Raw genomic sequence first — 21,333 nt, 5'->3', positions numbered from 1 at the left:
ATGAGTTAGGAGTTATGAGACTATTGACTAATGACTAATGACTAATGACTAATGACTAATGACTAATGACTAAATTGTATGAAACGTATTTTTTTTATACCTGCATTTTTATGTTTAAGTTTATTGACTGGGTGTTTTGGCTACCCTCGCATTTTGAATTATCCCTTTGATCCGGGGGGTCGCAGTCTCAATAGTTTAGCGTCGGAATTAGATCCCCAAATTTCTGGGAGATATATTGTTTTTATTACTGACCGACGGGGTAGCCAAGATGTTTATATGTTTGATACAGTGACTCGTGATTTGGTTGATTTGCCAGGTTTAAATTCCTTTGATGCGATCGCAACTCATCCTAGCGTTTCACAAGATGGTCGTTATGTTGTGTTTGGTGCTAGCCGTCAGGGGCGATCGGCTATTTTTCTCTACGACCGGGAAACACGTCAATCACGGAATTTGACTAATAACCTACAGGCGGAAGTCCGCAACCCTACAATTAGCGCTGATGCTAGTAGGATTGCTTTTGAGTCTAGTAACAACGGTCAGTGGGATGTTTTAGTATATGACCGGAATGGACAACCGTTAAATATACCTCAAGAACCGCGTTGAACTAGAGTTAGAAGTTAAAATTCCTAACTCCTAACTCCTCACCTAACTCCTCACTCCTAACTTTTGTTTTCTGCTTGTTGCACAGATTCAATAAGTGATCGCACTTGTTCCGTCCCCTCAGAAGCTTCAAATGATAGGGGAAACTTACCTCTCAGGATCATCCGCAAACCGAGGGGTGCAAGACTGAGTAATCCTTTTAAATCCCGAAAATAATTACCGACAACTTGTAAACCAAATTGACGTTCATCAATCCAACCACCTTCTTTAACTAAATCCACCAATACTCTTCGGTGACGAAGTGAGCGACTATCGCTGGCTTGTTTCTGGGTGAGAATTTCTTGTTTAATTTTGGTGATTTGTTCTAATGGTGCAACTTCCATTGGACAAACTGAATCGCAGTATAAACAACGGGTACAGCCCCATACGCCTTTAGTACCTTCGTTGGAGCTTTCTAAGCGATTTTCGGTGTCGCGATCGCGAGAATCTGCTATCATCCGGTAAGCTTTGGCAAGGGCATGGGGACCTACAAAGTCTGGATTAACTTCACGAGCATTACATTCCGAGTAACAAGCACCGCACATAATACAGTTACCAGTTTGATCGAGACGCGATCGCTCTTGTGGTGTTTGCAAAAACTCTCTTTCTGGTACAAGTCGTGCTGCCGTACTCACATAAGGAGCAACTGCCTCTAGATTATTCCAGAAACTGCTCATATCTACAACCAAATCTTTAATCACGGGCATATTGCCGAGAGGAGCGATCGTGATTTCGCCAATGGCATTTACTTTACTTTGGGATGATGCTATTTGTTGTAATCTGGCAAGTTCACTACCAACATTTTCCTTACAAGCTAAAGCCGAACGCCCATTAATTCGCATAGCACAGCTACCACAAATGGTATTGCGGCAGTTTTTGCGAAAGGCCAAGGTTCCATCTTGCTCCCACTTAATATGATTGAGGCAATCCAGGATTGTATTACCTGGTTCTGCCTCTACAAGGTAGGTTTGCACAACAGGGGAGGAATTTTGTTGCTGTCGAATCACCTTAAAAATAACTTCCATGACCACTAACCAAAATTTTAAAATTGCTTCACCAGCCTCAACAATCATGAGTCAAGGTAGGTAGTTGTGAAAAGTGAGCTATACTTTTTTTGCCCTTAATTCAAACCCTGGTGTTAATAGGCTGACGAGGAAAGAGCAACTGATTCTAACTTAAGGATAACCATTAAAATTTTACTTGTAGTAGCGCTCTAGGCAAGATTTATGTCAAATTCTGAGTTAAAACGCCAAAAATGTAATCGCAGCTTTGCATTGAATTTCGCTGTTTAGGAATGTAAAGGAAACGGGGTTTGCTCAAAAAGGCACTTAGGTTTATCTTTGACCTAGCGATCGTATCCAAATTAAATGCATATCAAGTTAGCGACACGTCTTGATGTCAACTGGAGTCAAGCAGTCCTGGCTGGAAAATTCCGCCTTTGCTACCGCTTGACGGAATTTTTGGATTATATAGAAGTGTAAAAGCACATCTTCAATATATAGTAGTGGCAATCAAGCGGTAGGCAGATGTTAAGATATTTATTCTTCCCATAGACATACGTACAAAATCCTCTGAGCGCTTTTGAGCTTAGAGTAATAAACCGAGGACAAATCTTCATCACTTTCAAAGAAAAGTTCTTGCACCGGGAATCCCTGATGCGCGAGACTTTTAGATTTTTGCTTCCTCTCAATCAAGAAAATCTTGGATTTAACTCATTGGTCAAAACTGCTCATCTATATTAGATAAGTTTTTATAAAAGCCATCTGGCAACACTCACGCTTACAATCAAGGGTTAGGAAAATCGTCACTGCTTTTTCCAAGCTTTAAGTCCAGGAATTTAAATAAAAATTTACTAGCAACTTTAATTCAAAATTAAACAATTATTTTGCTATTATTAGTCCATGCTAGTATTTAATATAAAATTACTAAGTCACAAAACCAGAATCAATAGCCGTATCAGCGCGGCTACTACTGCTTTGTTGATTCGTAATGTAGAGACAAGAAAATTCGCGTCTCTACTGGCAGGACAAAAGGGCATAAGCCCGTAGGACTCTATTGAAATACTATGCTGTCCTAAGCTTGAGAGTAGGAGTAGAGAAAACTCTACTTTCTCATTCGCCAGAAGGGCAAGCACTCAAAGTGAAAAACCTGCAATTTCTTGGTTCTACGACTTATTTGTAGTAGAAACAACCCAATTTGTTAAGGTGGCTGAAGTTACACCGCTACAGTAGCGCCAAAAGAGAAAACAATTTCATTTCTAATGGCGAATAATGGTTAAAAGTGCCGTAAAATCAGCAAAATTAATGTCTGTGGCAACTATGACCTCTAATTTGTTGTGGACAACCATATATAGAAGTGCTTTTGGCTCCTATCAGCAGGAATTCACTCGTTACACTAGAGTCCGAAGTAGCTCTATGCAAATGCTAAAAAGTCAAATGCCAGCATAAGACTACATCGTTTATCAGTTTGGAGAGAGTAAGGAAAATTTGAGCATAATGACTGAAACTGCAACCGCGCCATTAACCGGAAAAGCACTACTTGCTAAAGTAAAAGAACTTTCCACTTTACCGCGCCGAGAAAGAGCTAAACAGTGTGGCTATTACACTGTTACTAAGAATAACCAGGTTCGTGTCAATCTCACCGATTTTTATGACGCTTTGCTATCGGCTAGAGGAATTCCTCTAAGTCCAGAAGCACCTAAAGATGGTCGTGGTCGTGAACCGACATATCGGGTTAGTGTCCATCAAAATGGTCAGATTGTGATTGGTGCTACATATACCAAGGCAATGGGCTTAAAACCTGGAGATGAGTTTGAAATTAGGTTGGGATACAAGCATATTCACTTGATTCAACTCGGTGAAACTGATAAAAAACTAACCTCACAAGATATAGATTCTGACGAATCAGACGAAGATTTGGAAGACGAAGAGTAAATTTGCTGATGGTAAGGATAAGTTTCAGGTGATGATAACTTGTCCTTATCCCGTCGGCAAACTGGTAGCTCTATTGAGAAAATTTTGTCTCAGGTAAAAAATACGATTAGACCCCTTGCAGGAGTCACCAAATTTAGTAGAGTCTTGATTAATCAGCAAGAAATCTATAGTGCAAGAAGTCTATCGTGTTTTTTTTGTTTATTTTGATAACTTTCTTTGAGTCTTCGGTCAACGTTCTACTGGCATTTCTGGAAAATGCACCACCACTAGTTATAGTGATGGCATTTTTTATTTGCTGGATAGTTTGCTGGTTGCCAGTAGCAGCAGTAGCAGCAATATTGCTCAATTGGCAACCCACTAAACCTTTGCAGCCAGAGCAAAAGATGCCGTTATTGGCGTCACTCTATCTATTAGCTCCCCTGATTCTATGGGGAGTTAGTTGGCTGAGGAATAAATCTTTTTCGGATTACGGCTTTGTTGGGAATCTTTCAACTCTTGGTTCTTTAGTACTAGGTTTCGGTTTGGGAGTAGTGAGCCTAGCTATTGTATTTAGTGGGCAATTTGGGTTAGGTTGGTGTTCTTTTGAAAAGACGAATTTCAAGTTAGTACTACCCATCTTGCTACCGATTTTCTTGATAGCGTTATTAGTCGGTGGGATAGAAGAGTTAGTTTTTCGCGGTTTCCTGTTCACTGAATTAGCGCATGGTTATCCAGTTTGGTTAGCAGCAGCAATTTCTAGCTTGATTTTTGCCTTGCTACACCTGGTTTGGGAGCAACGCGAAACGGCACCCCAACTCCCTGGATTGTGGCTGATGGGAATAGTGCTAGTGTTGGCACGCTTTGCTGCAAGCGGTAATTTGGGTTTAGCTTGGGGACTGCACGCGGGATGGATATGGGCGATCGCAACCCTAGATACAGCAGAACTAATTACTTACACAGATAAAGTCTCTGACTGGTTCACAGGTAAGAATAAAAAACCTCTAGCTGGCTTGGCGGGAATTATTTGTATATTGGGAACTGGAGTGATTATCTGGCTTTTCATCTAGGTATTTTTAATTTCGCGCCAAGGTGCAATATTTGAAAGCCAAGCCTGCTAACTAAGCTTGGCTTTCAAATAATATCTTGCAAAGACGGGCAAGCCATGCACAATTAAGATAGAACTGGAGCACTAATATCAAATTCGGATAATTAGTTATGATTCCCACAGTCATTGCACCCCACCCCCAGCCCCTCCCCGCTCTTCGGGAGGGGAGACAAAGTGTAGCTTTGCCGGGGTGGGGTTCTTGGGGTTTTATAAGTAATCAAGCGGACATGATATAAAACCCTAGTTTAGAGATGATTAATTTTTGTGCGGTGGGTGTCTTGTCTGTTAGAGATTTGTTACCTAATCCTTAACCGCCAAAATCAGGGATTAAACGCTTCAAGGCGCGACTGGCAACCTCGCCATAGCGTAGTTCTCCACATAGAATCTTACCCATGATTTGGGCCCCTGAGGGGCGCTTAACACCAACTTTGTAGCCAATGCCTGGAAAGCGATAGAATGCTCCACCTAATTTTTGCGCCCAAGCCATCTCAGTACCCCATTGTTCATTAATGTCTTCGGTATATTTTTCTAAAGCGTTAGTGTCACCAGAAAGAGCCTGATTAATGGCTCCTGCTGCAATCAAACCGCTAAAAATTGCCGGGCGAATGCCTTCTGCTGTCATTGGATCAACTACACAAGCAGCTTCCCCAGCCAAAACTGCATTTTGAGTATGCAACTTTTGGTTGCCATCCCACAAGCAAAGGGGATAACCATACTGCTTGCTAGTTTTGATATCTACATTAAACGATCGCGCGTACTCATCTAAAATCTTCTTAAAATCTTGAGGTTCGCCGCCGATAAACGTACCGACACCAATGGAATAACCATCAGCTTTTGGGAAGTTCCAAATGTAGCCATTTTTCACCAAGCCAAACTCGAAATGAATTGTGGATTTGTCTTTGACAGTTGCGAGAACTTCTGCTTCCAAGGCTCCCGCTAAACGGCGTTTACGTTCTTTGAAGCCTAACCATTTTGCCATTGACCCTTTGGCACCATCAGCCGCGATTAAGTAGCGACCTATAACTGAGCCATTGGCTGTGTTAACTTGCCAATAATCACTTTGAAACTCAATACCCATTACTTCCGTATTATCTCGTAGTTCAGCCCCTTGCTTCTGTCCTTGCTGTACTAGGAAATGGTCAAAAATATCTCGTCGCACCATCCAGACTGGTTCTTTTGTGGCAATTTTCGCTTCCACGGGGTCGCCCAATTTCCAGGTAAAGCGAACGGAGTCGGCTTTCACCGAAATCACTGGGCTAAAATCAAAGTCAAACCATTGAGCGATCGCTGGAGATACACCACCGCCACAAGGTTTATATCTTGGCAGAGATTCTTTCTCCAACACTAATACTGAGCGACCTTGCTTGGCTAAATGATATGCAGCTGTTCCACCAGCTGGCCCAGCACCGACGATGATGCAGTCGTACATATGGCTGAATTTTTGCTCCTCAATTAGTTTATTTTCTATTGAGTAGGGGCAATTCATGAATTGCCCCTACTTTAATTATTCACTAGATCAATTTTTGTTAGATACCTAAGAAATGATAAAGGCTGAAGAATTTATCCATCATCCTTCAGCCTTTATACTTCAGACTTTAGACTTTAAACAGTCGTGATGTCTTTTTCTTTTTCTGCCAACAATTCGTCAATTTTCGCACTGTATTTGTTTGTCAGCTTTTGCAGTTTGTCTTGCTGATCCCGTGCTTCATCTTCAGGAATTTCGGCGTTTTTTTCCTGTTTGCGAATGGCATCTATGGCATCGCGGCGGATGTTGCGAATAGCAACACGACCTTCTTCAGCATACTTAGATGCCATTTTGACGAATTCTTTACGGCGATCGCTTGTCAGGGGCGGAATATTCAGCCGAATTACGGAACCGTCATTGCTGGGGGTTAAACCGACATCTGAGAGGGAAATCGCTTTTTCGACTATATTTAAACTGCTGCGATCGTAGGGTTGAATTAAGATTGTCGTCGCATCCGGCGTGCTGATGTTTGCCAGTGATTTCAAGGATGTGGGCGAACCGTAATAATCCACCAATACCTTATCTAATAAACTCGCATTGGCGCGACCAGTGCGAATCGTGTTAAAAGCTCGTTGAGTTGACTCAACGGTTTTTTGCATCGTACTTTCAGCTTCAGCTAATTTCACAAGAACCTCCCACAAGGGTACCGATGGATTCTCCCATGACTGCTCGGTGGATGTTACCTCTCACCGTTAGGTCAAATACTAGAATTGGGATATTATTTTCTTTACACAAGGCGATCGCAGTACTATCCATCACCCGCAAATCTTTGGCTAAAACGTGTGCGTAGGTGAGGCTATTGTAACGCTTCGCATCAGGATAAATATGAGGATCAGCATCATATACTCCATCTACTTTGGTGGCTTTAAAAATCACTTCCGCATCAATTTCTGCGGCTCTTAATGCCGCAGTAGTATCTGTAGTAAAAAAGGGATTTCCAGAACCAGCACCAAAAATTACCACCCGTCCTTTTTCAAGATGACGGATGGCGCGACGACGGATATACGGTTCTGCTAATTCTTGCATAGCGATCGCAGTTTGCACCCGCGTCTGTACCCCTATATGTTCGAGCGAATCTTGCAGCGTCATGGCGTTCATTACCGTGGCAATCATCCCTATATAGTCAGCTGTTGCCCTATCCATCCCCGCCGACGCCGCTTTGACGCCACGAAAAATATTGCCACCACCAACAACGATGGCCATTTGAACTCCAGTGGCGATCACCTCTGCTAATTCTTGTGCTATTCCTTTGACCACTTCTGGATCAATGCCATAGCCCATGTTGCCCATTAAGGCTTCACCGCTCAGTTTGAGTAAAACCCGTCGGTAATTCGTTCCCATGAAGTTACGCTTTATCAGAAAAGTTGCAATTGCCTCCAATTTAAGATAGCAGTTACAGGGACAATCTATATCTAGTTACGCCAAATCAATGTAGTACCTATTGCTTCTGTTTGTGGTATATCTATTTTTTGACCTTGAAGCAGAGAAGCGATCGCAGTTCTCAAATAATCCTCTCCCACTGCTGAGGCATCTTGGGGATGATCGTCAATTTTTCCTTTGTAGCGGACTATACCATTAGCATCTATGAGAAAGGCCGTTGGTGTTTTTGTCGCACCAAAACTGCGGGTCACATCTTGCGTAGAGTCCCATAGATAAGGGAAATTCAAGTCGTGACCCTTGGCAAAAGCTTTCATATTTTCCAAGGTTGATTTAGCGTCGCGATCGCCACTACTACCATTCACGCCAATTAGTGTGAAGCTTTCTGGGGCAAATTCGCCTTGAATGTTTTTTAACCTGCCTAGATACCGGTCTAGATAAGGACAATGGTTACACATGGAAATGACACCCACTGCTCGGAACTTCTCAAGATAACGCCTGAGATGGTGTACTTGATCATCAATTCCTGGTATTTCAAAATCTGGTGCGTAACTCCCAACAGGAGTATCAATTGTTTCTACTAGATTCATGTTTTCTGGCTCGCAGAACTAAGAACAAGAAAAATATTGTTAAATTTAGCGTCAGTTTCCAGTTGCAAACCACCCCTTAGCCGATGCCTCATATTCGACAATTTTATAGACTTGCATTGGCTGTCGTAAATTGTGAAACTACTGAATCTAGCACTGATGCTAATTCTCTCACATCTAAAAATAGCAAAAATATTACTCACATTACAAAAGTGATGATTCCTAATACTGACATAATCTAAATTGTGAGTAAATTAGCTCTATTAACAAGATGAAAACTCTCTATACTGGATAAAACTCTAGTGTTATCAGCCTAGAAGCTTTCGTGGTGTACGTCTAAGCTATCACTAGAGCAAAGGATTTACTTTGAAAATCTGATAAATTTTATTCAAATTTGAAACAATTTTACTTGCGTTTTGCTGCTGAAAGGCTTTTACCCTTGTTTTCATCAAATTTTCTATGACAACCTCAAGTTCCAAAACAGCACTTAACTCTACAAAAACCTGGATTTGGCAAGATTTCCCTATCTGCTATCAAACCCAAGGAACTACTGGGCCAGCTGTTGTCCTGGTGCATGGATTTGGCGCTTCTTGGTGGCATTGGCAGAAAAATATTCCCGTATTAGCACAAAATTGCCGGGTTTATGCGATCGATTTGATTGGTTTTGGCGCTTCCGCAAAACCTCAACCTGATGAAAAAATTGCCTACACACTAGAAACCTGGGGACAGCAGGTGGCAGATTTTTGCCGCGAAGTTGTAGGTGAGCCAGCTTTTTTAGTCGGAAATTCTATAGGCTGTATTGTAGCCATGCAAGCAGCAGTAAGCAACCCAGATATTGCCTTAGGAGTTGCTTTGCTGAACTGTTCTTTACGGCTGTTGCACGATCGCAAACGGGTAACTTTACCTTGGACTCGTCGTTTCGGAGCGCCTCTACTGCAACGCCTGTTATCTATCAAACCAGTGGGCGAGTTCTTTTTCAATCAACTCGCCAAACCGAAAACAGTGCGGAAGATTCTGCTGCAAGCCTATGCTAATGCTGAGATGGTGACAGATGAGTTGGTAGATATTCTCACTTCACCAGCAAGTGATCCGGGGGCTGGAGCTGTTTTCCTGGCTTTTACTTCTTATTCCACAGGGCCACTACCTGAAGAACTTTTACCACTGTTAGCCTGTCCTGTGATTATCTTGTGGGGAACGGCTGATCCGTGGGAACCAATCAAGTTAGGTAGAGAATTAGCTAACTTTCCGCAAGTAGAAAAGTTTATTCCTTTAGAGGGAGTGGGGCATTGTCCGCAAGATGAAGCACCGGAGTTAGTCAATCCAATTTTACTCGATTGGATTTTGGAGCGATCGCGGTAATAGACTCAGCAGAATCTTCACGTAATGGGTCGTATTGAATATAATCAAAAAAATTTATTTTTTGTTGATTGAGCCGATACGAAAAATTGGTAATAAGACCATGACCTCAATTCAATTAAAAGTTTGACTTAGCGATAATACCCTCTTTAACAGGAAGGCTTTCTTAAAAGTTATTGAACTATTAGTCCAATAACTTTTAACTATTTCTCCTTATCTTCATTTAGTGCTTTTTGGATAGCTTGGCGACAAAATTCAGGAGGGTCGTCTTTAGCCTTTACCTCTTCCTTCATTTCCTTGGAGACTCTAAAACTCAATTGGTCAGTTAATGGCTTATCTCCCTTTGGTTGCGCTGGTTCAAAATTTTGAGGGTTCCCTTTAGGATTAGGCATTGTTGAGAAATATAAATATAACTTGATACTAACGAAACCATTAGAATAAACTTTTAAATCGGTGGTGATACCCAGTCTAGAAAACAAGTTCACCACCGATACCACTTTTACAAATGGGTAACTCTATTTTATGTTCATAAGGTCAGAACTCGAAATCAAAACCACTGCTGAGTTGAGAGACTTGTGTAGGCGTTACGGATTGAAGCCTACCGGGAATGGAGGGTACAAGACCAGTTGGATTGTTACCTTGATGGCATTCCCACAGATAGCACTCGCTCAACTAAGGCAAGGAAGAGGGTTGAAGTCACCAGGTTTTAGCGTTATTCAATTCCTTGAAGGAGTGGTAGATGAGATGAACTCACCCACTGATGAGCAAGCGGCGCTGATTAAGCTAACAATGGAGGGTAAGGCTATGAGCTACCCTGACCGATACGACCAAGAGGGACTGCTTAACTTGCATAGAGCTAAGATACACCTTGAAATGGCGATCGGACTGCTAAACCAGTAAATCAGTTTCGCACCTAGTACTTTGTCAAGTTGGTTTTGAGGTTTTGTAGTAAGGACTTTAGTGTTTAGAAAATAAGGACTAAAGTCTTTACTACGAAATTGCTTACCCGTATTGGACTCAACTTAGAAGCGCTATATTTATTAACTAACGATAAATTTTTAGCACTGTCTCTTATTTGATTAATTAGGAATAGTACTCAAGGCAATTACTAACTCAAAACTAACTGACTTAAAAAGAAAGCAAGGGCTGCACTGCCTAAAGGAACTGTTAAATTGTCAATACCCAAAAATGAAACAGCCTCTAAAGCTGTAGCTATAACTGCCACTATCAGCGATATTGCCCAAGTTTGCCAACTGTTTCCTTGAGTTCCAACTAAAATCAAACTACAGACTAGAAAGCTAACGAGCATCATCGTTAGAGAGCCTTCCCAACTTTTTTCTGCACCAAAGACTTTATACTTATGTGTACCAAAGCGTTGCCCAATTAAGGCTGCTAATCCATCTCCCCAAGTCATTATCAAAATTCCTAGTGCTGCGTATTGGGGTTGTTGCAAGTACCAGAACCAGGCAACTAAAATACCGAAACTGACAGAGTAAAAAAACGTCCCTAAACTTTGGCGTCCAACGCTATTAATACCAGGAAGAATGGGCAATCGGTAAGATAATAAGGTGATTGCACTCGCTAAAATTGAAGCTGTAATCCCTACACTGGCGGGAATATCGAGCCACCAAGCGATTAAAATCACATTACCAGTGCCAATATGAACTATCTTCCGCACGATTTCTGGCTTGTCGCCAAAGCGGTTTACCACCGATGCAATTAGGAGGATGAGTAACACCCAAATTGCAGCTATCGCAATTTGCAGCCATAAAACCGGAATTGAGGTGAAGTCAGAAAATTTAATTAACAAAGATGCAACAAAATGAAAATTTTTACCTCTGTTACTAATTTATAAGATTTGGGTAACTGCAATGAAATTATTATTGATTTGGCTGATTCGCGGCTACCGAATGTTTATCTCGCCGTTGTTTCTCCCGACTTGTCGCTTTCAACCAACTTGTTCGATGTATGCTATTCAAGCCATTGAACGATTTGGAGTGTTGCATGGTGGGTGGATGGCAACTCGGCGGATTTTGCGCTGTCATCCGTTTCATCCAGGCGGTTACGATCCAGTGCCAGAGGTGGTAGAAAAGGTAAAAGAGCCGAATTGAGGGTTGAAATTTAAACGCAAAGGGAAGGCAGCGCAGTCTTCTCCCAAGGGGAGACGCTAAAAGCGATCGGGGTTTCCACGCCACTTGCTTTATGCCGGGGAACCCGTCCACCGCAGTGGCTCCCCATGAGCGACTGCCGCCGCAGAGGGAAACGCAGAGGGACGCAGAGAATTCTAATGAGAAGAGGGGTAAATTATTAAAGGGAGTGTTCGTGGGTATAGTCTTTTGGGGAGATGTCAACAGCTGAGGTTGTCATCTAGTTTGGGAAGGTTGAATAATTTCATTTAGACTTACCATGATTAATCCTACTGCGATTTCTATACCAGAACCACAAATTCCCAATCCTGGCCCGAACCCGCTACCCAGCCCCAATCCTGAACCAAATCCGCTACCGAGTCCGCAACCTGTACCAGAACCAGTACCTGCTCCGATTCCTCAAACAGTTCCAGGTCCAATTCCCCAAACCATACCGGAACCTGTTTAGATTACCTTGGTAATGTAATCCAAAATCTCAAATCTAAAATCCAAAATGCTAAGAGCCGGAATTGTCGGACTTCCCAACGTCGGAAAATCTACTTTATTTAATGCTGTAGTTGCTAATGCCAAAGCAGAAGCAGCTAACTTCCCTTTTTGCACGATTGAACCGAATGTCGGCGTTGTCGCAGTACCGGATGAACGGTTAAATGTTCTTGCTAAGATTGCCAGTTCGGCACAAATTATCCCGGCGCGGGTGGAATTTGTAGATATTGCTGGTTTAGTTAAAGGTGCAAGTCAGGGTGAGGGACTAGGGAATCAATTCCTGTCCCACATCCGGGAAGTTGATGCGATCGTCCATGTGGTACGTTGTTTTGAAAATGACGATATTATCCACGTTGCTGGTTCTATTGACCCAGCGCGAGATATTGAAATCATTAATATAGAACTGGGTTTATCAGATTTATCACAAATTGAGCGGCGAATTGACCGCACTCGCAAACAAGCTCGTACCAGCAAAGATGCACAGTTTGAAGTCTCAGTTTTAGAAAAATTAGCTGCGGCTTTAAATGAAGGTAAATCGGTGCGTCAGGTGAGCTTGAATGAAGAAGAAACAGAGATTATTAAGGGACTAGAACTGCTCACTTATAAACCGATTATCTACGCCGCCAATGTATCTGAGGATGAGTTGGCAACGGGTAATCATTTTGTAGAAAAAGTACGGCAAATTGCAGCGACAGAAAATGCCCAAGTTGTCATCGTTTCGGCCCAAGTTGAAGCGGAATTAGTAGAATTACCAGAAGAAGATAAAGCTGATTTCCTCGCATCTTTAGGTGTGGAAGAAGGCGGTTTGAAATCATTGATTCGTGCAACTTACATGCTTCTAGGCTTACGGACATATTTTACCTGCGGCCCCAAAGAAACCCGCGCTTGGACAATTAATGCCGGAATGTCTGCACCTCAAGCTGCTGGTGTAATTCACAGTGATTTTGAGCGGGGATTTATTCGCGCCGAAACTGTTGCTTATAAAGATTTGGTAACAACTGGTTCGATGAATGCTGCGAAGGAGAAAGGGTTGGTTCGCAGTGAAGGGAAAGAGTATGTTGTGCAGGAAGGGGATGTAATGTTGTTCCGATTTAATGTGTAGCTGTAATTAATCAGTGACCGTTATCAATCAGATAATGGTCAACCTACACCAAATTGCGATCGCTCCTGCAATTCTAAATTCAAAATTTGACAGTGTGCAGAATTTAAGGAGCCAGGAAGAACAAATCAGCTATCTTGTTTCGACCGCGAATGATTTGGAGCCACAGCCAGTCCCGTACCTTGCGACAAGCTGACACAACAGTGAGGGTTTTAAACCCTTGCTCTAAGCGCGTCACCGATAGCGAGTCTTGTCTACAACACGCTGTTCGCATTCGAGCGTCACAGCCCGTCGGAGAGATCGCAGCAGTTCTTGATAAAAAGAGAGATGAAAAATTTTCTATACAGCACTTCCGGCAGCTATGAGGTACATCCTCAAAGCTGAAAGCTATGCTAGGAGAGGGCAAGGAGAAAAACTGTATTGCATAATAGCGGGAAGCGCTGTATAAGCTGAATAACTATTTGCAATTAATGAAGGTCAATTTAGGAAAAAACTCCAAAGCGGCATATGACACTAACATAGGATCTTCAATCGGAGGATTCGTATTTGCAACAATGTGAGTAGCAGTAACTTCTTTGAGAGTCCAATTAAAATTTTCTTTTCTATTATGAGCAATACTTTTAACATGAGTGTAGAAATATTCGCCACGAGCTAAACGATTAGAACCTTGCTGTATATCGCAAGCATAAGAATCATGTTCAGGAGGTAGAACTTTATTATCTTTTGTACCTAAAATTATTGTCATTGGTATGGTAAATGTTTTTTTCAAATCTACAGATGATAGTGGCTCTCCAGTTAGTTTCTTCAAACCGCAGGGATATTCCCTATTTTCATCAGGTATTGTATACGAACCTGCCTCAGCAGCCACAGCCTTTTGAATATGGGCATAGGGCATAAAGATAACCATTCGATGTACGAACTGTGCGCCCGCAGAGTGACCGTAAAGATAGTACTTGTTAGCCTTTACTTTCGTGGTTATTTTAACAAAAGTAAAGATATTTTCAATTTCAGTAAATGCCCATTGATTTCTAGGATTTAAAATCTTTAAATCTTCAGTAAACATATTACCAAGATTATACCCTACAGCTTTTGTAAACCACTTTTGTTCAAACTGGGGAGCAAGTAAAATAAAATTACTCTGGTGATCACTGTTGTATTGATAAATCTTTCTCCAATCAGTTCGATAATCTTGAGCATTACGTTTTTCACCGTGCATAGCAAATAAAACTTTAGTATTTTCCTGTAAATTATCAGGCAGATAGTAGTAAATAGGAATATAAAATTTACCCGATTTAACTTTGTAAATAAAACAACCTTCTCCCTTTCTCATCACTTGGAAATTACAACTTTTTTCATAATTTATCAAGGCAGAATCAGACGGATTAACAATATAAATTGAACAGAAACATAAAAATGCAATTGTAATAAAAACGAGCCACTTTTTCATAATATAAAAAATATTAACTGCGATCGCCCTAAAAGCATTGACAAAATCCTCGATATATGGGTATTGCTGTTAAGGAAGTTGCGAGGCGATCGCAAATAAACCAGTAATCCTCAAAATGATCACAAGATATTCTTCATTTAGAAGGAGTAATTATTGCGATTGTGTGATGAAACGTACTACTTTATTGCAATCGTAGTTATGATCTGTGGTTGAGTTTATTCAGCTTTTTTCTCTTAAGTGCTAACTGCTGAAGTCGCTCAATCTCAACTAACACATCTTCCGGTTTAGTTTCCATTTCTAAGTCAGCAAGTTCACTGTCTTCATCATTTTCAATGCCCATTTTATCTTGAATCGCATCTAGCATTTGCAATACTCGTGTAACTTCATGCTCAGTCAGGAGTGCAATTTGTAAATTTAAGTTGGCGCGATACTCACTTTCTTGACTCAGTTGGTTTTGACTAATTAACACAAATGTTGACAAAAAAATTGCTTCCAGCGATACCACCATTGTCAACAATCCGTAGGGAAATGGATCAAAGGGATGTACACCTAACTTACCAGTGTTCAAAATAATCCAAGCACCAAACCAGACAAGATGTACGTAAACAAAAACTATATGTCCTGAAAAAGAGGTAATAACGTCGGCAATTCGGTCTTGCAAGTTTCTCTTATTAGCAGCCTTGGCCCGAAGACGGATAAGAGTGCGAATGTTGCGTTGTATGACTTTAGACAGTAGTGGATTATTATCTTCATAGTCTAAGTATTCTTTTTCCTCTTCGTTCATGCTACTTGAAAGCATAATTTTATTATGCTGCTATTAATAGCATCTTGAAAAAATTAGATGAAGTAGCAACTTTGCTTGGTTCAATTCAAGATGCAAGGAGTTAGGCTTGCATTATAGACTCGATCTTTGAAATCAGTGTGCCAAAGCTATTGCGTTCTCATGACAATAAAGCTGACAACTAACTTCAGAATTGGTTTAAGTCAAATTATTCCTACAATGTGCAGATATCAATCGCATGATCCAGTTGGGCAAACCAGAATGCCTATCGCTGTTACTTACGCATTACGATATCAGGGATAACCAAAATTTATCGGCAACGCAATAGTTTTTATTTTCATTGCCTACATGCTTAATCCGCGATCGCATGTTGGTAGAAAACCGACTTGCGTATCATACCCTCTCGAAATATTCAACGAATCAAGTCTTTTTTAAATTTTAATCCTGCTAAAATCTGCGTGTAGGTCGAAACCTCCTGCTGTTGAGCGCTTGCTAACCGATTGACTTGCTGTGCCATCAAAGGACATACTTTTTAGCTACTTCCACCCACAATGTATACATAAGAACCCAAATTCTCGTCATCTGTACCAACAACCACACCGCCTTCCGCACCGGGAACAAGTTCTATACCTTCAATTTTGTGGTAGTTAGAGCGGTAGAGAGGAACAAATTGAGGATTTTGTCGCCATGCAATTTTGTCACCATGCAATCCCAAATAACCAGCGACATATACAGCTGACTGAAATGGCCCATCATCACCGGCATCACTTGCTGAGGTGATGTACACAATTCCTACGGGGTCTACTTTAATATCTGAAATATGGCGAACATTGCCAGATGGAAACGGTACTTTCAGATTGGCAGAACCTGCGAGAGTAATTTGATATTTACCCAAGTCAAACACTCCCCAAAAAATAGTTGCTGGTTGTTTTCCTTGACCCCGATGTGCCCAAATAGCAACTAATTTGCCGTCTATATTTTGTAATCCAAATGCTTCAAAATTATTTCCTTGAATAACTCCTGGGAGATTGAATTCCTTGAGAACCGAGATGGTTTTGTTGGCAGGGTCTAATCTGATGTAATAAGCTTTTCCAGAACTGCTTAAAGCGATAAAAGAGGATTTTGTTTTCTCTGGAACAGATGTTAAAGCTTCTAAGTCGATGGGCAATTCTATGTTATTTGGCCAGTTCAAGGGGAAATATTCAGGTTGATTTTTACCCTTAATGCTGATGATTGCTAAACGGGTTTGACTGGGTTTTTTGTTGTCATGGACAATCAGAAAATCGAGTGTATAGCTTTGCTGTTTTATCAAAGCCATACCACTGATACCGAAAGGGATACCACCGCGAACCGGACGCCAATCTTGGGCCCAAACTTGCTGGGATATGAGTAACAATGCGCCCAAGACTATTATATTGATGACTAACCTGAGAAACCGAGGCATATTGATTTAGCCAAGCTGTGAGTATCGCTAAGAGAAGTGTGTTAGCGGATGCTCAATCATATCAATAAAGTAGCCTTTTGTACTCACACACATCCGGTTATTTACGTATCAAATTTATAATTTTGGATTTTGATTAAATGTATTTTATTTATACTACTAATTGAAGTGCGAAGTGTGGGTTTTAAATCAATATGCTTGGGTTAAAGCCAAAAACCAAAACCAGTGTAGGTTGGGGAGCCGAGATTTTATGAAGATGAAATGAAGAGGGGAAGGCGATTTAGCCTTCCCCAAAGTTAAAAATTTAGGACACTAATAATAAGATGCTGACGCGGAATTCGCTACTCAAGTTTTAACCATAGTCAACGGCGTATTCAATCAGCTGGGCAAGACGCTGACGTAGGGTTTCTAATCCCAAGCGCTGACTCGCAGAAATAAACACCGCTAAGGGAAATTCTTCCCTAGCTAAAGCTAGTGTCTCACTATCGGCTTGATCAATCTTGTTAAAAATAACCAGCGCCGGTCCAGGAGTTATTGGCATTTGCGCCAAGATTTCTCTGACTGAGCGAATATGACGCAACCAAGCGGGGTGAGACAAATCCACCAAATGTAGTAGGGCATCGGCTTCTGTGACTTCCTCCAAGGTGGCGCGGAAGGCATCCATTAACGATGCAGGGAGTTCGTGTATAAACCCTACCGTATCTGTAATGAGAATTTCCTGATGTTCATTTGTTTCGCCATAAGGAATCACTAGGCGGCGGGTAGTAGGATCGAGGGTGGCAAATAACTGGTCGGCTGTATAAACTTCTGCATTCGTGAGAGCATTCAGCAAAGTGGACTTGCCGGCGTTGGTATATCCAACCAAAGCCACTGAGGGAACTTCTCGATGCTGCCGTCGCTGCCGTAACCGCGAACGATGTGCCTGCAACTGGTTCACTTCTTTTTGTAGTCGGGAAATGCGCTGCCCAATGGCACGTCTTTCTGTTTCCAGTTTGGTTTCACCAGGGCCACGAGTCCCAATACCACCACCCAATCGGGACATCGTGCGACCTCTACCAGCCAGTCGCGGCTGCATGTATTCTAGCTGTGCTAGTTCTACTTGCAACTTACCAGCACGGGACTGAGCGCGTTGGGCAAAGATATCCAAAATAACTTCGGTGCGATCAACCACCCGAATACCAATTTGCATTTCTAAGTTGCGGACTTGAGAGGGTGAGAGATCCCGGTTAAAGACGACAAGATTAACTCCTAGTGTTTGGGCAGTTAGGGCAATTTCTTGCACCTTACCTTCGCCAACTACGGTTTGGGGATGAACGCGCGATCGCTTTTGTTGTATTGTCTGTAATACATCTCCCCCAGCAGTATCAACTAAACGTGCCAATTCCACTAGGGTGTCTTGGAATTGTAGGGGAGTTATCTCACTGGTCATCACCCCAACAATCAGCACGCGATCGTGGTCAGCATCTACTTCCTGGGCGATAAATTCGCGCTGGAATTCCGCTTCCAGATTTTCCACCAAGTCTACTAAATCTTGCTCTGCCAGATCATCCAAGCCCAGAGGTGGCGATATATTCCAACTTGGGGATTGGATTTGGCTTTCCTCTACCTTGAGAGCAGCAGGACTAGTAATCAGGGTGCGAGACTCTTGGGGTGTCAGATGAGCTAGATAAGCTTCTTTGACATACCCAGTTGCACCGCCTCCCCGCCGTGTAAATCCCATTCCGGTAATGTTTAAGATAACTAGGGCATCTAAGCGTTGCAGTGCCATAGCCGTGAGCGCCGATTCGTTGGGCGGTTCTGGCTTCAGATGGGTGGCAATACAACGAATACCACTGAGTCGTTCTGCACCGTAACGGGGTAATTCCAGGGGTGGAATTTGCGTTTGACGCGGTGTGCCTACCCCGACGCGAATCACTTGTCCGCGACGGTTGATGTAGGCGCACACAGGCTGATTGACTTCTGTGCTAATTGCTGCCAGACGCTGGGAAAAGTCAGGCGTGGTGATGCGATCGCCTGGTATGCGCTGGTGATACAGCCGCTGTAGTTGCTTCAGCTGGCTGGATTTCAGACCTTGGAGATTTCCAAAAATAGTCTCTATAGGCGTTTATGACCAGTTAAATGGCCCCCCGAATCCTTATATGTATATTTTACAATAGCGTTTAAACTGCCATGTCTATCTTTTGAGGGATGCGTCATAAAGTCCTTCGTCTTCTGGTGCGTAACCGTTCAAAAAAGCGTCATGGTTGCGGGTGCTTTTGGGTTCTTCTGCTTTTTGTTGGATGGTGATTACCCAGCGTCCTGTAGTTATATTTTCCAGTATTGATTCTGGGAGATTCAATTTCTCCCCTGGTTTTAGTTCAATTTCATAAGTCAGAGTAGTCAATTCATTTTGCATAACTGTTGGTTAGGATTTTCATAATGTTATTGTAATTATATTTAGGGGCGATCGCTTTTAATTGTAGTTCGTATTTTCAGTGGAAGTGCAAAGGCGATCGCTGCATCTGAATTGTATTTTTCTCAAAAATACTCTTTTTCAGTCGTTGGTTTCAGCAGCATAATCAATACAGATAATTAAACCATCTAGCAATTCTTGCATAACGGCTGTTGAAACTTTTCCTAAACATCGGACAAATCGCTCAGTTGTTACACTACGAACTTGCAAAACATTACCTGCTGAGTTTGAGTCTAAGCCATTTTCACTAGTTTGCTGGATAGGAATCATGAAAGGGCGATTTTGGAATTTAGGTTGCCATGTTGCCACAGGGATAATAATCCGCATTGGTATGGAACTCAACATATTAGAACTAATCACAACAGCAGAGCGAGTCTTCTGAATTTCTTGTCCTCTGGTTGGATCGAGTTGCACTAGCCAAATCTCGCCTTTTTTGGGATTAGTCATTTTCAATTTCCCAGTCTTCACCATCCAGAACGGCAAACTCTGTTAATTCTGGGTCATTCAAAAAATCTTCGGCTGTGGCGGCGATAAAAGGTTCTAGTATTTTGTGACGTTCTGCTACAGGTAGTCGGGCAATTTCTCGGATAGATAGCCGTTGTTGCTGTTGGAGATTTGATGAGATACTATAATTTGAATCTTCAGTGTCTAACTGTTGGTGATTGACTGTTTTTTTTACAAGAAACTCAACAAAATCTAGGACTTCTTGTTGCTTGTCATTCGAGAGAATTCGCAGATTATCTAATACCGCTTGTTCAATATTGATTGTTTCTGACATTTGATTTCCTCTTTTCAAGATAGGTTAACTTTTTAATTTTTCATTCATAAGCATCGCTTTTAATTTCAGTTAATATTTTCAGTGAAAGTGGGAAGGAGATCGCTACATTAATCCCTACATTAGTTTAGTATTTATAGTGGTTATTGAATTAAAGCTTGAAAGCGCCCATCTTCCCGAACGCTATCAAAATTTGAGTCAGTTTTTGCCATCTCTCGATATTCATCAGGACTCAGATTGATTGCTTGTTGTAAGTTTTCTAGTGCCTGCTTAATATTACTTTTAAGGGCATAACTGCAAGCTTTATTGTACCAAGCTTGGTGGTCATCTGGTTGAAATTTCAGTGCTTGGTCGTAGGATGCGATCGCTTCTTCATTGCGTCCTAATTTGCCTAGCGCAATGCCGCGATTGTTCCAAGCTTCATGTAAATCAGGTTGAAATTTCAGTACTTGGTCGTAGGATGCGATCGCTCTTTCATTGCGTCCTAACTTAAGTAGCGCATTGCCCCGATTGTGCCAAGCTTCGTGTAAATCAGGTTTAAATTTCAGTGCTTGGTCGTAGGATGCGATCGCTTCTTCATTGCGTCCTAAATTGCCTAGCGCAATGCCTCGATTGCACCAAGCTAGGTGGTCGGTTTAAATTTCAGTGCTTGGTCGTAGGATGCAATCGCTTCTTCATTGCATCCTAAATTGCCTAGCGCAATGCCCCGATTGTACCAAGCTAGGTGGTCATCTGGTTTAAATTTCAGTGCTTGGTCGTAGGATGTGATCGCTTCTTCATTGCGTCCTAAATCATCTAGCGCATTCCCCCGATTGCACCAAGCTAGGTGGTCATCTGGTTTAAATTTCAGTGCTTGGTCGTAGGATGTGATCGCCTCTTCATTGCGTCCTAAATTGCCTAGCGCAATGCCTCGATTGTACCAAGCTAGGTGGTCATCTGGTTTAATTTTCAGTGCTTGGTCGTAGGATGCAATCGCTTCTTTATTGCATCCCAAATTGACTAGCGCAATGCCCCGATTGTACCAAGCTAGGTGGTCATCTGGTTTAATTTTCAGTGCTTGGTCGTAGGATGCGATCGCTTCTTCATTGTGTCCTAAATCATCTAGCGCAATGCCCCGATTGCACCAAGCTAGGTGGTCATCTGGTTTAAATTTCAGTGCTTGGTCGTAGGATGCGATCGCTTCTTCATTGCGTCCTAAATCATCTAG

General features: G+C 42.0%; 24 protein-coding genes. 8 read left to right on the top strand and 16 right to left on the bottom strand.

All coding sequences use genetic code 11. The annotated features are described in order from the left end of the window. The first annotated feature begins 78 nt into the window (after positions 1–78). A complete protein-coding gene (locus tag V7K36_RS26275) occupies positions 79–603 on the top strand; it encodes a TolB family protein (protein ID WP_334823060.1) in 525 nt (174 codons plus the stop codon). Positions 604–659: 56 nt separating this feature from the next. On the opposite strand, the gene V7K36_RS26270 is transcribed toward V7K36_RS26275, so the two are convergent. Further along, positions 660–1,664, bottom strand: a complete 1,005-nt coding sequence (locus V7K36_RS26270) for a succinate dehydrogenase/fumarate reductase iron-sulfur subunit (protein WP_335120713.1) — start codon at positions 1,662–1,664, stop codon at positions 660–662. Positions 1,665–3,134: 1,470 nt separating this feature from the next. On the opposite strand from V7K36_RS26270, the gene V7K36_RS26265 reads away from it, so the two are divergent. Continuing rightward, a complete protein-coding gene (locus V7K36_RS26265; protein WP_069074038.1) occupies positions 3,135–3,572 on the top strand; it encodes an AbrB family transcriptional regulator in 438 nt (145 codons plus the stop codon). A gap of 185 nt (positions 3,573–3,757) precedes the next feature. Continuing rightward, positions 3,758–4,618, top strand: coding sequence for a CPBP family intramembrane glutamic endopeptidase (locus V7K36_RS26260; protein WP_335120620.1), 861 nt, complete (start codon positions 3,758–3,760; stop codon positions 4,616–4,618). A 345-nt stretch (positions 4,619–4,963) separates the two neighbouring features. On the opposite strand, the gene V7K36_RS26255 is transcribed toward V7K36_RS26260, so the two are convergent. The 4 genes from V7K36_RS26255 to V7K36_RS26240 form a co-directional block, all read right to left on the bottom strand. Next, positions 4,964–6,085, bottom strand: coding sequence for a geranylgeranyl reductase family protein (locus tag V7K36_RS26255; protein WP_335120712.1), 1,122 nt, complete (start codon positions 6,083–6,085; stop codon positions 4,964–4,966). A gap of 173 nt (positions 6,086–6,258) precedes the next feature. Then, complete coding sequence (gene frr, locus V7K36_RS26250; protein ID WP_334823055.1) at positions 6,259–6,807, bottom strand: ribosome recycling factor; 549 nt, start codon at positions 6,805–6,807, stop codon at positions 6,259–6,261. Then, on the bottom strand, positions 6,794–7,522 hold the full coding sequence (gene pyrH / locus V7K36_RS26245) for a UMP kinase (RefSeq protein WP_334823053.1): 729 nt from the start codon (positions 7,520–7,522) through the stop codon (positions 6,794–6,796). Before pyrH ends, frr begins: the two co-directional genes overlap by 14 nt. A 71-nt stretch (positions 7,523–7,593) precedes the next feature. Beyond that, positions 7,594–8,148 carry a thioredoxin family protein gene (locus V7K36_RS26240; protein WP_335120619.1) on the bottom strand — a complete coding sequence of 185 codons (555 nt, stop codon included), beginning with the start codon at positions 8,146–8,148 and terminating at the stop codon, positions 7,594–7,596. Positions 8,149–8,604: 456 nt separating this feature from the next. Here V7K36_RS26240 and V7K36_RS26235 point away from each other — a divergent pair, with 456 nt between their 5' ends. After that, on the top strand, positions 8,605–9,504 hold the full coding sequence (locus tag V7K36_RS26235) for an alpha/beta fold hydrolase (RefSeq protein ID WP_335120618.1): 900 nt from the start codon (positions 8,605–8,607) through the stop codon (positions 9,502–9,504). A gap of 200 nt (positions 9,505–9,704) precedes the next feature. On the opposite strand, the gene V7K36_RS26230 is transcribed toward V7K36_RS26235, so the two are convergent. Next, on the bottom strand, positions 9,705–9,986 hold the full coding sequence (locus V7K36_RS26230) for a hypothetical protein (RefSeq protein ID WP_335120617.1): 282 nt from the start codon (positions 9,984–9,986) through the stop codon (positions 9,705–9,707). A 37-nt stretch (positions 9,987–10,023) separates the two neighbouring features. On the opposite strand from V7K36_RS26230, the gene V7K36_RS26225 reads away from it, so the two are divergent. Next, positions 10,024–10,401: a hypothetical protein gene (locus V7K36_RS26225; protein WP_335120616.1), complete on the top strand. Its 378-nt coding sequence runs from the start codon at positions 10,024–10,026 to the stop codon at positions 10,399–10,401. 208 nt (positions 10,402–10,609) lie between these two features. Here the strand turns inward: V7K36_RS26225 and V7K36_RS26220 are convergent, their stop codons facing one another. Then, the gene (locus V7K36_RS26220) at positions 10,610–11,311 is read right to left on the bottom strand and encodes a diacylglycerol/polyprenol kinase family protein (protein WP_335120615.1); all 702 of its coding nucleotides are present in this window, start codon (positions 11,309–11,311) and stop codon (positions 10,610–10,612) included. A gap of 61 nt (positions 11,312–11,372) precedes the next feature. Here V7K36_RS26220 and yidD point away from each other — a divergent pair, with 61 nt between their 5' ends. From yidD to ychF, 3 genes are all read left to right on the top strand, one after another. Next, on the top strand, positions 11,373–11,612 hold the full coding sequence (yidD, locus tag V7K36_RS26215; protein WP_335120614.1) for a membrane protein insertion efficiency factor YidD: 240 nt from the start codon (positions 11,373–11,375) through the stop codon (positions 11,610–11,612). Positions 11,613–11,907: 295 nt separating this feature from the next. Continuing rightward, positions 11,908–12,096, top strand: a complete 189-nt coding sequence (locus V7K36_RS26210; RefSeq protein ID WP_335120613.1) for a hypothetical protein — start codon at positions 11,908–11,910, stop codon at positions 12,094–12,096. 45 nt (positions 12,097–12,141) lie between these two features. Then, on the top strand, positions 12,142–13,233 hold the full coding sequence (gene ychF / locus V7K36_RS26205; RefSeq protein WP_335120612.1) for a redox-regulated ATPase YchF: 1,092 nt from the start codon (positions 12,142–12,144) through the stop codon (positions 13,231–13,233). 454 nt (positions 13,234–13,687) lie between these two features. Here the strand turns inward: ychF and V7K36_RS26200 are convergent, their stop codons facing one another. From V7K36_RS26200 to V7K36_RS26160, 9 genes are all read right to left on the bottom strand, one after another. After that, positions 13,688–14,677 carry a hypothetical protein gene (locus tag V7K36_RS26200; RefSeq protein ID WP_335120611.1) on the bottom strand — a complete coding sequence of 330 codons (990 nt, stop codon included), beginning with the start codon at positions 14,675–14,677 and terminating at the stop codon, positions 13,688–13,690. A 196-nt stretch (positions 14,678–14,873) separates the two neighbouring features. Further along, positions 14,874–15,476: a DUF1003 domain-containing protein gene (locus V7K36_RS26195; protein WP_334823030.1), complete on the bottom strand. Its 603-nt coding sequence runs from the start codon at positions 15,474–15,476 to the stop codon at positions 14,874–14,876. Between the two features lie 514 nt (positions 15,477–15,990). After that, positions 15,991–16,902, bottom strand: coding sequence for a hypothetical protein (locus V7K36_RS26190; protein WP_335120610.1), 912 nt, complete (start codon positions 16,900–16,902; stop codon positions 15,991–15,993). Positions 16,903–17,251: 349 nt separating this feature from the next. Next, positions 17,252–18,997: a GTPase HflX gene (gene hflX, locus V7K36_RS26185; RefSeq protein ID WP_335120710.1), complete on the bottom strand. Its 1,746-nt coding sequence runs from the start codon at positions 18,995–18,997 to the stop codon at positions 17,252–17,254. A 75-nt stretch (positions 18,998–19,072) separates the two neighbouring features. Then, positions 19,073–19,294 (bottom strand): hypothetical protein, encoded by a 222-nt coding sequence (locus V7K36_RS26180; RefSeq protein WP_335120609.1) that lies wholly within the window; start codon positions 19,292–19,294, stop codon positions 19,073–19,075. A 138-nt stretch (positions 19,295–19,432) separates the two neighbouring features. Beyond that, positions 19,433–19,798 (bottom strand): type II toxin-antitoxin system PemK/MazF family toxin, encoded by a 366-nt coding sequence (locus tag V7K36_RS26175; RefSeq protein ID WP_335120607.1) that lies wholly within the window; start codon positions 19,796–19,798, stop codon positions 19,433–19,435. Further along, entirely contained in the window at positions 19,791–20,129 is a 339-nt protein-coding gene (locus tag V7K36_RS26170) for a hypothetical protein (protein ID WP_335120606.1), read from the bottom strand. Before V7K36_RS26170 ends, V7K36_RS26175 begins: the two co-directional genes overlap by 8 nt. A gap of 140 nt (positions 20,130–20,269) precedes the next feature. Beyond that, positions 20,270–20,731: a tetratricopeptide repeat protein gene (locus V7K36_RS26165; protein WP_335120709.1), complete on the bottom strand. Its 462-nt coding sequence runs from the start codon at positions 20,729–20,731 to the stop codon at positions 20,270–20,272. 17 nt (positions 20,732–20,748) lie between these two features. Beyond that, the coding region (locus V7K36_RS26160; protein ID WP_335120605.1) for a tetratricopeptide repeat protein at positions 20,749–21,333 on the bottom strand (585 nt) is incomplete at its 5' end.

Origin of the sequence: Nostoc sp. (assembly GCF_036919555.1) — a bacterium.
Classification (GTDB): domain Bacteria; phylum Cyanobacteriota; class Cyanobacteriia; order Cyanobacteriales; family Nostocaceae; genus Nostoc.
This window is presented reverse-complemented; position numbering and strand designations above follow the sequence as displayed.

What these genes read in the sequence shown, in the direction of transcription:
- V7K36_RS26275 (WP_334823060.1), top strand. Translation starts at nt 79, where the DNA reads ATGAAACGTATTTTTTTTATACCTGCATTTTTATGTTTAAGTTTATTG.
- V7K36_RS26270 (WP_335120713.1), bottom strand. Translation starts at nt 1,664, where the DNA reads ATGGAAGTTATTTTTAAGGTGATTCGACAGCAACAAAATTCCTCCCCT.
- V7K36_RS26265 (WP_069074038.1), top strand. Translation starts at nt 3,135, where the DNA reads ATGACTGAAACTGCAACCGCGCCATTAACCGGAAAAGCACTACTTGCT.
- V7K36_RS26255 (WP_335120712.1), bottom strand. Translation starts at nt 6,085, where the DNA reads ATGTACGACTGCATCATCGTCGGTGCTGGGCCAGCTGGTGGAACAGCT.
- pyrH (WP_334823053.1), bottom strand. Translation starts at nt 7,522, where the DNA reads ATGGGAACGAATTACCGACGGGTTTTACTCAAACTGAGCGGTGAAGCC.
- V7K36_RS26240 (WP_335120619.1), bottom strand. Translation starts at nt 8,148, where the DNA reads ATGAATCTAGTAGAAACAATTGATACTCCTGTTGGGAGTTACGCACCA.
- V7K36_RS26235 (WP_335120618.1), top strand. Translation starts at nt 8,605, where the DNA reads ATGACAACCTCAAGTTCCAAAACAGCACTTAACTCTACAAAAACCTGG.
- V7K36_RS26225 (WP_335120616.1), top strand. Translation starts at nt 10,024, where the DNA reads ATGTTCATAAGGTCAGAACTCGAAATCAAAACCACTGCTGAGTTGAGA.
- yidD (WP_335120614.1), top strand. Translation starts at nt 11,373, where the DNA reads ATGAAATTATTATTGATTTGGCTGATTCGCGGCTACCGAATGTTTATC.
- V7K36_RS26210 (WP_335120613.1), top strand. Translation starts at nt 11,908, where the DNA reads ATGATTAATCCTACTGCGATTTCTATACCAGAACCACAAATTCCCAAT.
- ychF (WP_335120612.1), top strand. Translation starts at nt 12,142, where the DNA reads ATGCTAAGAGCCGGAATTGTCGGACTTCCCAACGTCGGAAAATCTACT.
- V7K36_RS26200 (WP_335120611.1), bottom strand. Translation starts at nt 14,677, where the DNA reads ATGAAAAAGTGGCTCGTTTTTATTACAATTGCATTTTTATGTTTCTGT.
- V7K36_RS26195 (WP_334823030.1), bottom strand. Translation starts at nt 15,476, where the DNA reads ATGCTTTCAAGTAGCATGAACGAAGAGGAAAAAGAATACTTAGACTAT.
- V7K36_RS26190 (WP_335120610.1), bottom strand. Translation starts at nt 16,902, where the DNA reads ATGCCTCGGTTTCTCAGGTTAGTCATCAATATAATAGTCTTGGGCGCA.
- V7K36_RS26180 (WP_335120609.1), bottom strand. Translation starts at nt 19,294, where the DNA reads ATGCAAAATGAATTGACTACTCTGACTTATGAAATTGAACTAAAACCA.
- V7K36_RS26175 (WP_335120607.1), bottom strand. Translation starts at nt 19,798, where the DNA reads ATGACTAATCCCAAAAAAGGCGAGATTTGGCTAGTGCAACTCGATCCA.
- V7K36_RS26170 (WP_335120606.1), bottom strand. Translation starts at nt 20,129, where the DNA reads ATGTCAGAAACAATCAATATTGAACAAGCGGTATTAGATAATCTGCGA.